The organism is Collimonas sp. (assembly GCF_044339385.1).
GTDB lineage: Bacteria > Pseudomonadota > Gammaproteobacteria > Burkholderiales > Burkholderiaceae_D > Collimonas.
This window is the reverse complement of the sequence record NZ_JBIIVN010000069.1, coordinates 1-11,920: the sequence shown is the minus strand read 5'-3', so window position 1 is coordinate 11,920 and position 11,920 is coordinate 1. Positions and strand designations below refer to the sequence as shown.

8 protein-coding genes and 3 pseudogenes are annotated in these 11,920 nt (G+C 56.3%); 4 read left to right on the top strand and 7 right to left on the bottom strand.

Going from position 1 to position 11,920, the window contains the following annotated elements; all coding sequences use genetic code 11:
* From ACIQ0R_RS06875 to ACIQ0R_RS06865, 3 genes and pseudogenes are all read right to left on the bottom strand, one after another.
* The coding region (locus ACIQ0R_RS06875) for a type 1 glutamine amidotransferase domain-containing protein (RefSeq protein ID WP_395825370.1) at positions 1-502 on the bottom strand (502 nt) is incomplete at its 3' end.
* A 162-nt stretch (positions 503-664) separates the two neighbouring features.
* The gene (locus ACIQ0R_RS06870) at positions 665-1,249 is read right to left on the bottom strand and encodes a TetR/AcrR family transcriptional regulator (protein WP_395825367.1); all 585 of its coding nucleotides are present in this window, start codon (positions 1,247-1,249) and stop codon (positions 665-667) included.
* 264 nt (positions 1,250-1,513) lie between these two features.
* Positions 1,514-2,054, bottom strand: a pseudogene (locus ACIQ0R_RS06865) (glycine dehydrogenase (aminomethyl-transferring)); the annotation flags it as partial.
* 24 nt (positions 2,055-2,078) lie between these two features.
* Here ACIQ0R_RS06865 and ACIQ0R_RS06860 point away from each other — a divergent pair.
* Positions 2,079-2,288, top strand: a complete 210-nt coding sequence (locus tag ACIQ0R_RS06860; RefSeq protein ID WP_395825364.1) for a hypothetical protein — start codon at positions 2,079-2,081, stop codon at positions 2,286-2,288.
* Here ACIQ0R_RS06860 and gcvH read toward each other — a convergent pair.
* The 3 genes and pseudogenes from gcvH to ACIQ0R_RS06845 all read right to left on the bottom strand — a co-directional run bounded on the left by gcvH (position 2,279) and on the right by ACIQ0R_RS06845 (position 8,807).
* Positions 2,279-2,659, bottom strand: coding sequence for a glycine cleavage system protein GcvH (gene gcvH / locus ACIQ0R_RS06855; protein ID WP_395825360.1), 381 nt, complete (start codon positions 2,657-2,659; stop codon positions 2,279-2,281). The two genes, ACIQ0R_RS06860 and gcvH, sit on opposite strands and share 10 nt — an antisense overlap.
* A 198-nt stretch (positions 2,660-2,857) precedes the next feature.
* Positions 2,858-7,744, bottom strand: a complete 4,887-nt coding sequence (locus ACIQ0R_RS06850; protein WP_395825357.1) for an NAD-glutamate dehydrogenase — start codon at positions 7,742-7,744, stop codon at positions 2,858-2,860.
* Between the two features lie 172 nt (positions 7,745-7,916).
* Positions 7,917-8,807: pseudogene (locus tag ACIQ0R_RS06845) on the bottom strand (transcriptional regulator GcvA).
* Positions 8,808-8,994: 187 nt separating this feature from the next.
* On the opposite strand from ACIQ0R_RS06845, the gene ACIQ0R_RS06840 reads away from it, so the two are divergent.
* The 3 genes and pseudogenes from ACIQ0R_RS06840 (at position 8,995) to ACIQ0R_RS06830 (ending at position 10,426) form a co-directional block, all read left to right on the top strand.
* Complete coding sequence (locus ACIQ0R_RS06840; protein ID WP_395825354.1) at positions 8,995-9,252, top strand: hypothetical protein; 258 nt, start codon at positions 8,995-8,997, stop codon at positions 9,250-9,252.
* Positions 9,253-9,299: 47 nt separating this feature from the next.
* Positions 9,300-9,869 (top strand): chromate transporter, encoded by a 570-nt coding sequence (locus tag ACIQ0R_RS06835; protein WP_395825351.1) that lies wholly within the window; start codon positions 9,300-9,302, stop codon positions 9,867-9,869.
* A pseudogene (locus ACIQ0R_RS06830) lies at positions 9,866-10,426 on the top strand (chromate transporter). Before ACIQ0R_RS06835 ends, ACIQ0R_RS06830 begins: the two are co-directional and overlap by 4 nt.
* Before the next feature lie 31 nt (positions 10,427-10,457).
* Here the strand turns inward: ACIQ0R_RS06830 and ACIQ0R_RS06825 are convergent.
* Complete coding sequence (locus ACIQ0R_RS06825; protein ID WP_395825348.1) at positions 10,458-11,825, bottom strand: ATP-binding protein; 1,368 nt, start codon at positions 11,823-11,825, stop codon at positions 10,458-10,460.
* Positions 11,826-11,920 lie beyond the last annotated feature (95 nt).

Below are 11,920 nucleotides of genomic sequence, written 5' to 3'. Positions count from 1 at the left end.
TCTTGAAACCGGTCAAATTGACGCCCTTCACCAAATACTCGCCGTTGGGCAGTTTCACGTCGCGCAAAATGGCGGGGGCATGACACACCATCGCGATGGGGCGGTTGCTGGTGTAAAAATCCTGGATCAATTTGATCACGTGTGAATCGTGGGCCAAATCCCACAGCAAACCATATCCACCTGGGAAAAAGACGGCGTCGAAGGTGTCGTAGTTGACGTTGCGCAATTTGCGGGTTGCTTTGGCTGCGTGTTGGACCACCTCGTCTGCCATAAAGCGTTGGGTGTATTCGGTGGTGAACGGCGCTTTCATGCTCAACCAGTCAATAGGAGCTTCGCCACCGTTTGGCGAAGCCAGCACCACCTCGTAGCCGGCCTCGGTCAAGATGTAGTAGGGCGCCGCCAACTCGGTGAACCAAGTGCCTGTGTGTTTACCATTGATGCCCATTTCGTCCACCGACGACATGACCAATAAGACGCGCTTTTGTTTGTTACCTGTGCTCATGAAAAACTCCTCTGCCGCAATGGCATTTCGATACCAAAAGATTGGATGCGCGAAACATTTCTCGCATCCTTCTCCTGCCTCACCGGCTGAACGACTTCAGCAGGTGTTGCACATTCGCCTTGACATCCTACTAGAAGGAAGTTAATGCGATTAAAAAAAGGCCTACACAATCAAGCCGGAAAGGAACACATCACCGATTCGGCGTGGCCCCAGGGGTGACTTCATGCTGCGCCCAACCAGCATGGCCCCTTCAAGCAGCGACAGCAAAGTTTCTGCCAGCACTTGGGCGCCGTGCGCGCTCTTCAAGCTGCCACTTGCCAACCCCTCCTGGATCACATCCTTGAGCCATGCCAAATTGAGCTGGAAGAAATGCCGCACTTCCTGATTTACTGCAGCGTCCAGTGAATTGGATTCCGCACCCAACATGCCGCAAACGCAAAGGTGGTGATCATTTAAGAATGTCGTTTCGAATAGATCCGCGTAGGCTTGCAGCCGTTGCGGTGCCGGTTTAACTGACGTGAGGATCTGCCGCAAGGCACCGTCAAATTGGTGGGTGTATCGCTGAGCCACCGTTACGCCCAAATCCACTTTGGAAGCAAAGTGGTGGTGAATACTGGCCTTTCGCATGCCCACCAATTTGGAAATGTGTTCAAACGAGAACCCGTTGTAACCCACCTGCTGAACCAACACTTGCGCCGCATCTGCGATGCGCTGAGCCGATGGGGAGAGTTCTTGTAATGTCGTCATGGTGTTTTCTCAGTCAATTTACTTACCTATCGGTTGGTAGTTGATATTATGGCAGAAAAAGCACATTGTCAAGGCTTTTCCAATAAAACGTCTACTTGGTCGGTTCTGGGCAAAAAACGGTGGCCGATTCGGAACGCCTGTTCAATGTTCATCCGTCCACGGTGACGCGACTACTGGCCCGTAACAAGCCAACAAAATAGCTGGGGCATCCGAAAAATCCTTAGCGTACGATTTTTTCCGTTTTCCCTGTTCTCCCCGATAACAGTCTTGCGAGACAAAGAATGTGGTGCTTTTGCTTTTCGAGAGACGCTGGCAGAACACCATCGCTTCAGCGGCAGCGGTCGCCTCATCCAACAACGATGCATTAGCGATTTCCATGCCGGTGAGATCCGTGACCATGGTCTGGAAATTCAATAATGCCTCCAGCCGCCCTTGCGAAATTTCTGGTTGATACGGCGTTTAGGCGGTGTACCAGGCTGGATTTTCCAACAAATTGCGCAGAATCACGGTCGGGGTATGGCAGTTGTAGTACCCCCATGCCGATATGCGACTTGAATATCTGATTCTTGCTGGCGATTTGCCGCAGCGAAGCCAGCGTTTCGGCTTCGCTGCGGGGCGAGCCGAAAGCAAGCGGCTGCTTTTCCAGAATAGCGCCAGGCACAACCTTCTTTATCAGGGCATCGATTGAATCGAAGCCAAGTGCAGTCAACATGGCCTTTTGTTGGGTACTATCCGGGCCGATGTGGCGTTCAACGAAATCGGCATGTTGTGCCAAATCTTCTAGAGCAGGCCGTGATTGTGTCATGGATGCTTTCCTTGTGCGTATCGTGTGAGCAGTAAGGCAACAGGGCTTGGCACCGCTTTTTGCGGCTATTTTTTGCGGCTATTTTTTGCGGCTATTTTTTGCGGCTATTTTTTGCGGCTATTTTTTGCGGCTATTTTTTGCGGCTATTTTTTGCGGCCACCTTTTGCAGCCGCCCTTTTCTGCTACCTTTTGCAGCTATTTTTGCAGCCGCTTATTGCCACAAATCAAGCCTGACCCTTGAACATCGCGACATAAGCCGCCTCATCCATCAAATTGCTCAACTCGGCCATATCGCCGACTTTCATCTTAAAGAACCAGCCGGCACCTAATGGATCTTCGTTGATCTTGCCGGGTTCGTCTGCCAAAGACTGATTGATTTCTGTGATCGTGCCGGCAACCGGCATATTAATTTCACTTGCGGCCTTGACCGATTCAATTACCGCAGCTTCGTCGCCTTTGGCGAGTTCGGTGCCGACTTCCGGCAGTTGCACGAATACCAGATCGCCAAGGTGGTCTTGGGCAAAATCGGTAATGCCTACCGTTACCGTGCCATCTTCCTCAGCCCGCAACCATTCGTGCTCAACTGTATATTTGATCTGTGCCATGCTTGTATCTCCTTAACGTTTGATTGGTAAGATCGTGTCGGCGCATCGTGCCAACCTCGAATGCCGATAGATTAAGGGGGCAGCCCCTATGCTGTCTAGCATGCACTGACGTTCAGGGCATACTTAATCGGCCGACTAATCAGCCGACAATGCTTGCTGGAGCAGCTCAAGCCGGCGCTCCGGCAGCACGCATCAAGCTCATGTCAGCTCCCGCATTTCCCGTGCCGCCACCGACAGCATTGCCAGATCGACAGTGCCGCCCATCTGGAAATCGGTCAGCAGGCGGCGGTAGCGTTCCAGCGGCATCTTGCATGATGCTTGCCAGGCCTTGACCATTTCCTCGGCATGCTCGCGTGTCGGCGACAACTCGATCACATTTGCCGTCAAGGTTCGCTGCAAGCCTGTCAAATCGATATGCAACGCACTGCGCGCCAGCGTTTGCCAGTGCGTATCTGCCGGCAGGCCAGTGACGCGTTCGCGCATCCAGCCGAAATTCAGGTTCAGATCAAGCGCAAAGTAGACGCTAGCGACAAGTTCCAGGCTACGACCGGTAGACGCGGCGACTTCGGCAATATCCAGCACGGCACCGATCAGTTCGGCACTGGCGACCCGCCGCGCCAAGACTTCCGAGACCCCAGCCTGTATCAATTTATCTCTCTTGGCCTCAAGCGCTTCGGCGTCGCCGGCAGCCAGCAGACTCACCAATTGCGGGCCGAGCTGGTTGGCGGCCTGGCGGAAGCGTTCGACGGTTGCGCTGATCGATTCGCCTTTGTCATGACGGTGCAAGAACCAAAAACCGGCTTGCTCGATCAGGCCGCCGACATCGACCAGCATTTGTGCCTGCAAGACGTCCGGCACAAGATTGTCGAGCAGATCAATGTCACGCCAGATTTCCTCGAACTCAAATACCTCGCGTGCGATGACGCTGGCGCGCACCACTGCGGCCGGGCCGGCGCCGCTTTCTTCGGCCAGATGATGGACAAAGGTGCTGCCGACCCGATTGGTTAACGTATTGACAAGGTAAGTCGCAATGATTTCGCGCGCCAGCGGATGCCGCTGCAGCGCCTCAGCGTAACGGGTGCGCAACGGCTGCGGAAAGTATGCGCTCAGCGAGCTGGCGACGAATGGATCGGCCAGCAAATCCGAGGCGAGCAATTCTTCGAACAGCCACATCTTGTTGTACGCCATCAGTACCGCGCGCTCTGGCGTTGTCAGGCCTTGCTTGGCGGTTTTACGGTCGGCACATTCCTCATCCGAGGGCAGGAATTCCACCGCCCGATCGAGCCGCCCGGCACGTTCGAGAAAGCGCATCAGGCGCACTTCCGGTTCCAACAAGGTTGGCGCGCGGCGGCCAGCTACCGACAATGCCTGCGTCTGATAGTAGTTATCGGTCAGCACCTGCAAGCCGACCTCCTCGGTCATTTCCGCCAGCAGTTTGTTACGCTGCTTGTCCGTCATCTCGCCGTCGCCGACGATCAAACCCAGCATGATCTTGATGTTGACTTCATGATCAGAACAATCGACACCGGCGGAATTGTCGATTGCATCGGTACAGATGCGGCCGCCCTTCTGCGCGAATTCAACGCGCCCCAATTGCGTACAGCCAAGGTTGCCGCCCTCCGCCACGACCTTGCAATTGAGTTCCGCGCCATTGACGCGGATCGCATCGTTGGCGCGGTCACCGACCTGTGCATGGGTTTCGCGGCTGGCCTTGATATAGGTGCCGATGCCGCCGTTATAGAGCAAATCCACGCTAGCCAGCAAGATGGCGCGTATCAGTTCAGTTGGCGGCAGTTCTGCTGCCGAGACGCCAAGCATGGCCTGAACTTCCGGCGACAGCGGAATTGTCTTGAGCGTGCGCGGATAAATGCCGCCGCCGGCGGAAATGCGCGCCGCTGAGTAATCCGCCCAACTCGAACGCGGCAATCCGAACATCCGTTCGCGTTCGGCAAAACTGGTCGCAGGATCGGGATTCGGATCGAGGAAGATGTGACGATGATCGAATGCCGCCAGCAGCTTGATGTGTTGCGACAGCAGCATGCCGTTACCGAACACGTCGCCCGACATATCGCCGATCCCGACCACTGTAAAATCCTGCTCCTGAGTATTGACGCCAAGCTCACGGAAATGCCGCTTGACCGACTCCCACGCGCCTCTTGCGGTGATGCCCATCTTTTTGTGATCGTAGCCGACCGAACCGCCGGAGGCGAATGCATCGCCGAGCCAGAAGCCGTATTCGGCAGAAATGGCGTTGGCGTAATCGGAAAAGCTGGCGGTGCCCTTGTCGGCCGCCACCACCAGATACGGATCGTCCGGATCGTAGCGCACCACATCGAGCGGCGGCACGACCTTGCCGTCCACCAGGTTATCGGTCAGGTCCAGCAAGCCGCGCAAGAAGGTCTGATAGCATGCGACGCCTTCCCGCAGATAGGCATCGCGGTCGCTGGCAGGCGGTGCGTTCTTGAGCACGAAACCGCCCTTCGAGCCGACCGGCACGATAACTGCATTCTTGACCATTTGCGCCTTGACCAAGCCCAACACCTCGGTACGAAAGTCTTCACGACGGTCAGACCAGCGCAAACCGCCGCGAGCAACCTTGCCGCCGCGCAGGTGCACGCCTTCAAAGCGTGGCGAATACACCCAGATCTCAAACATCGGCTTCGGTGCAGGCAAGCCGGGCACCTTGGCCGGATCGAATTTGAAAGACAGATAAGATTTTGGCTTGCCGTCGGTGCCGCGCTGAAAATAGTTGGTGCGCAACGTCGCCCCAATAACGCCGAGAAACTGACGCAGGATACGGTCTTCGTCAAGATTCGGCACCTGGTCCATCGCCGCCTCGGTGTGTTGCAGCAGCGCCGCAACCTTAGCTGCGGCTTTGGCATCCCGGACCTGGGCCGGATCGAAGCGCGCCAGGAACAATTCCACCAGCTTGCGCGCAATCGCCGGATTAGCGGTCAGCGCTTGCTCGATGTAGGCGTTGCTGAAGGTCGAACCGACCTGCCGCAGATATCGTGCATAGACACGCAGGATCGTCACTTCGCGCCAGGTCAGACGCGCTCGCAGCACCAGCCGGTTGAGGTCGTCATTATCGGCTTCGCCGCTCCAGACACGGGCGAACGCATCTTCGAAAACATCCTTGATGCGCGCTATCTCGACTTCGCTGTCGTCCGCAGTCTGCATACCAAAATCGTGTATCCAGGCCGGTTCGTCATCCTGCAAATCTATCTTGTAGGGCCGCTCCTCATTGACCTTGACGCCCATGTGCTCCAGCATCGGCAAGCTCTGCGACAAGGCCATTGCTTTGCCGGAGCGATATATCTTCAGGCGCAACGAGGATGCAGCGGCTTCTAGCGGCCGGTACAGGTTCATCGCCAGGCCATTGTTTTGCCTGGCCGATTCCAACAACTCAATGTCGCGCACTGCCGAGCGAGCCGCATAGTCTTCGCGAAAACCAGCCGGAAAAGACAACGCGTAGCGCCGCAGCAAACGATTGCCGAGCTCTTCACCGCGATGTTCCAATAACGCTTCAGCCAGATCGTCCTGCCAGCGCCGCGTCGCCTGCACGATGCGCTGCTCCAGTTTAGCGACATCGACATCCACATCGATTGCGTTGCCCGCCTTGGCGCGCACCGTGAACTGCATGCGCGCCAGCACCGACTCCGACAGCAAAGGCGTGAACTCAAGGCTGTCGCCGTTAAAAACCTCAAGCAGCAGGTTCTGAATACGCTCGCGCAACTCGGTATTGAAGCGATCGCGCGGCACAAACACCAGGCAAGAGACATAGCGGCCAAACGCATCGCGCCGCACAAACAGGCGAGTGCGCTGGCGTTCTTCGAGCCGCAGGATGCCCATTGCGGTATCGAACAACTCATCTTCGTCGACCTGGAACAGTTCATCGCGCGGATATTGCTCAAGGATAGTGGCCAGAGTTTTAGCCAGATGTCCCTTTGGCACAAAACCGGCACGCGCCAGCACCGCGGACACTTTGCGCCGCACCAGCGGGATCTCGCTGGTGAGCACCGTGTAGGCGGTTGACGTGTAGAGGCCGACAAAGCGCCGTTCGCCAATCACCTTACCGTCTCTATCGTAGCGTTTGACGCCAACGTAATCGAGATAACCGGAGCGATGCACGGTGGCGCGCATGTTGGCCTTGGTGATGAAAATCGGCGAGCGGGCGTCGATGAAACTTTGCGCCGCGACCGGCAGCCTGGTCATGTCGGCATCATCGATACTGTGTAAATCTTCGCGCAATATGCCCATGCCAGAACCGCCAACGCCCTGCAAATAGTTTTCACCGGCGTTGCTCAGCAATGCGTAGTCGTGATAGCCGAGAAAAGTAAAATGATCGTCGACCATCCACTCCAGGAAGGCCCGCGCTTCAGCAACTTCGTCCTGCCATGCGGCGTCAGTGCCGGCATGCAGTTTCAATTCGTCAATTGTGGCGTTGGCGCTAGCCTGCATCTTGCGCCAGTCCTCTACCGCAGCCCTGACATCGCCGAGGATCTTGGTCACGCCGGCCAGAATTTCATCAATTCGGCCAGCTTCGGTACAGCGATCGACTTCAATATGAATATGCGATTCCAGCCTAGACTGGCCGTGCCTGGACTGGCCGTGCCTGGACTCGCCGGTATCGGGCCCGACGCCCTCGCTGGCTCGCTGGGCTCTCTCGATCTGGCCGGCCGTATCGCGCCAGACGCGGAACACCGGATGAATCACCGCATGCAGGGTCAAACCCAGCCGATTGATTTCGGTGGTCGTCGAATCCACCAGAAAGGGCATGTCGTCGTTGACAATTTCGATCACGCTATGGCCGGATTCCCAGCCATTTTCATCAATGCGCGGGTTGTACATACGCACGCGCGGCGTGCCGCTCTGAAAATGTCGCGCAAACTGCCAATGTGCCACTGCCGCGCCATATAGATCCGCCAGATCGCGGCTTAGTATCTGCTCCTCGCCAACCTGGGAGTAATAATCGCGCAGGAAAGTTTGCATTAATACAAAACTCTCCGGTGACAAGCGATCTTGGGCAAATTTGAGCATTTCTGCCAGTTTCTGCTGCTTTCTTTCTTCGGCGACGCTGTGCATTATTTTCTTTCACAGTGAATATCAAGCGGAGAACTTCGTTCCAGATTCTACCTATGACACACACAAAGCTGCGGGTTTTTTAGCGACACCGACAAAGTTTGCACGGCACCCTCATGCTATGCCGGGCTAAACAAATGCACAACATTGGCAGCAGCAGATGCCTGTTTAGCCGTCAACGCTTGGCCTCCAGCTGCAGCCAAGCGCAAAAATCCCGGATCAACGGCACGCCAGACTGATGCCGTGAGACGATCCACCAATAGCTCCGGGCGCGAATCACCGGTTCTGAAATAGGCATGACCAGACGCCCGCTAGCCAGTTCGTCGGCAATCAACGGCAACGGTCCGAGCGCCACCCCAAGACCATCGATTGCGGCTTGCAAGGCCAGATAAAAATGATCGAATGACTGCCGTTTCGTGCACAACGCGGGAGCCACATCTGCCAGCGTTAACTACTTGGACCAGGCATCCGGACGGGTATCGGAGTGCAACAAAGTGTGCCGCGCCAAGTCGCCAGCCTGAGTGATCGGTGAACGCGCCAGCAATGCAGGACTACACACCGGCAATTCGCTCTCCTCAAGAAACTCACCGCTCTCGCAATTAGGCCAATGACCAGGACCACGCCGGATCGCCACGTCAAAAAATTCTCCCGCTTCCCCCAAGGGCTGTTCCGATGTGGAGGTCGACAATTTCAGTTCGACGCCTGGATAGAGCCGTTGAAATCGGCTCAGGCGCGGCAGTAACCAGCGCATCGCGAAGGTCGGCAGCGCATTGATGTGCAGCATCCGCACCGTGCCAGACTCGCGCAATAGTTTGATGGCTAGCGCAATATTGTCGAATGCCGCCTGCACCGTTAGCAAGTAACGGCGACCGTCAGCGGTCAACTGCACGCGCTTTCCGATGCGATGGAACAGCGGTATGCCCAGCCAGGCTTCGAGGGCCGCTATCTGGCGGCTGACCGCACCGTGCGTGACATGCAGCTCCTCGCCAGCAGCAGAGAAGTTCTCAAAACGGGCAGCGACTTCGAATACGCGCAATGCTTGCAATGGAGGAAGTTGCCGTGACATGCTTGTGATTATAATTCACAAAGGTGGCGCAAAAAAGTCGATTTGTCAGCATGCCGATTTTTTGTAACATACGTTTATCGGATCAATTTTTTCAGATCCGCTGCACCGTATCAGCCACATCAGCCACTCGCGCGGTTGACCGGCATCAGATCCGCAAATCAACCTTGTGACAAAATCAGGAGATAGCATGGATGCCACCAGCGACATATGGGATGCCAATCAATACTTGCATTTTAGCAATGATCGCCTCCGTCCCGCCCTTGACCTGCTGGCCACGTGGGCTGCGGGCACCAGTCTGCGCCCATATCTGGAAGCATTGCCGGTCGCGCCGCGTGCCGCCTTTCGCGAGGCTTATTCTACTGCCTTGCGGCAGACCTATCCGCAACGCGAGAACGGCGTTACGCTGTTGCCGTTCAAGAGGCTGTTCATCATTACCAATGTTTAACCGTTTGAGACGCATGAGAAATATGAAACATGCCTGATAAATCCCAGATGACTACAGAAATCGCAAGCACCGCTGATGACCTGGCGGCAGCGCCTTCCACGCGCGAGCTCTTCACCGGCTTCCTGGCACTCGGCCTGATCGGCTTCGGTGGCGTACTGCCGCTGGCGCACCGCATGATTGTCGAGCAGCGGCGTTGGCTGGATGGCAGACAGTTCAGCGAGTTGCTGGGCTTATGTCAGTTTCTACCGGGCGGCAATATTATCAATCTGTCCGTCGCCATCGGCTTGCATTTTCGCGGCATACCCGGTGCCCTTGCCTCACTACTGGGCCTGATCGCAGCGCCGTCAGTGATCGTCGTCGCTCTCGGCGTGCTTTACCAGCATTTCCAGCACGACGCGGCGATCAATCATGTATTCGCTGGCCTAGCCGCCGCCGCTTCCGGGCTACTGATATCGATGGCGTTGAAGATGTTGGTGCCGCTGCTGAAAAAGCCGATGCCGCTCATTGTTGCGGCCCTGTTCTTTATCGCCATTGCGCTGCTGCGGCTACCATTGCTGCCGACCATGCTGGTGCTGGCACCGCTCGGCGTTCTGATGATCTGGAAGCTGCCTTCATGAATGACACACTCGTCTCCCTGGCGACGATATTTAGCCAACTGTCACTGCTGGCGTTTGGCGGCGGCAACACCATCCTGCCGGAAATGCAACGCCAGGTCGTCGACATCCATCACTGGATGACGGCCCAGGATTTCAGCGCCATGTTCGCCCTGGCACAGGCCGCACCTGGGCCTAACATGATGGTCGTGACGCTGGTCGGCTGGCACGTCGCCGGCTGGCCCGGCGTGGTGGTTAGCACGCTAGCTAAATTCGGCCCGTCCTCGCTCCTTACGGGCGCAGTGCTGCACCTCTGGCGGCGTTTCAAGGACAAACCATGGCGCGCCACGATACAGGCTCCCATGACAGTTGGCCTGGTCGCGGCCAGCGCGGCGTTGATTACCGAGGCTTCTGCACGTACCTAGGGCCTGGCGGCGATTGCCGGCGGCTGTGCGCTGGTAACCTTCAAGAGCAAGATACATCCGCTCTGGGTATTGGCGGCTGGTGCGCTGTTGGGTTTGAGTGGGGTGGGCAATACTGAAGATAATACTCAAACAATACCGAAAATATCGCGCAGGTAGGGATCCGAAGTGGCTTTATCTCGTCTCAATGTCAGCAACACGGGGCCATCGGCAATCTGACTTCCACCAGCAGTCCTTGGTTGCCCTCGGTCGCACTCAGGCGGATATTGCCGGCATGTTGGAGTGCGACCGCTCTGGCGATCGTCAACCCTAGCCCGCTACCACTTTGGATCTGCCCCGGGATACGAAAGAAACGATCAAAAACGCGGCCACGCAAGCTCGGGGCTATTCCCGGCCCATGATCGGCCACGCGCAGCACTACTTCGCGGCCATCGCCATGCAGAGATATCGTTACCGTGCCGCCTTGTGGGCTGTATTTAATGGCATTATCGACCAGGTTATCTATCAGGGATTCCATCCCCTCACGATGACCAAGGACGACAAAATCGCCGTCCGACAACAGTTCCAACTCAACTTGTTTCTGAGTAGCCAGCCCGAACATTAACGCTAGACGTTCCTGCAGAAATGCAGCCATATTAAGCCGCTCCAGTACAACACTGGCAGTGGCGTCGCTACGCATCAGCATCAACAATTGACTCACCAGTCTGGTGGCGCGGTCATTGCCGTTCATGATTCCGGCCAGAAGCTCTCGTCGACGCGAGTCCCCAACGTGGCTTTGCAAAGCCTCAACATTGACCCGCATCGCGGCCAAGGGCGTTCTCAGCTCATGCGCAGCATCGGCGATGAAGCGGCGCTCGCGCTCTGCGGTCTGGCTAATACGCGACAACAAACCATTGATATTGTCGACCATCGAGCGTAATTCCTGGTGCCGCGGCTTGAATTGTAACGGCAGCATATTATGCGGGCCTCTGGCGGCCACTTCGTGCGCGACCCGATGCCAGGGCCGCAAAGCCAGACGTGTCGACAGCCAGGCCGGGAATAGCAAAAAAGGGAAACTCAACAGCCAGGGCATCAAGTAGCCGCCATTTAAAGCTAACCTCTCCAGTGAGTCGATTTTTTCTTCGGGGACACTGATGGTAACCCGCACATCGCTACGCGGCGATTGTAAGGTGCGGGCATGCCAGCGGACACCGTTTTCCTCAATCGTCTCTATTTGATCGCTGCGGTTGTCATATACGCCATGCGGCGCCACCTCTGAGCGATAGATCAAATGCCCGCCTTGGTACACCCGGATGCTTGGCGGCTTGCTTGTCACCCTGCTGCTACGTTGCTCTTGACGCAACGACACATCGACCAATTGCAATAACTTATGCTGTCGATCAGGTATGTCGTACAGATTTTCCGCAATTTCAAAAATCCGCTCATACGAGCGCCGCGACTCTAGCAGTCCCTGGTCGTTGCTGGCCACAAACGCGATATAGGCAACGGCCAATCCCCACAATACGGTCAATAGCATCATTTGTACAAACTGAGCTTCCCTCGATTTTTCGTCGTCCAACAGGTGGCTTTTATGCCGCCTGTTTTTCCTGATGTTGCTCAGTGAGCCAGTCATCTAAATACTGGCAGGGTGAACGATAGCCAAGCGTCGAATGC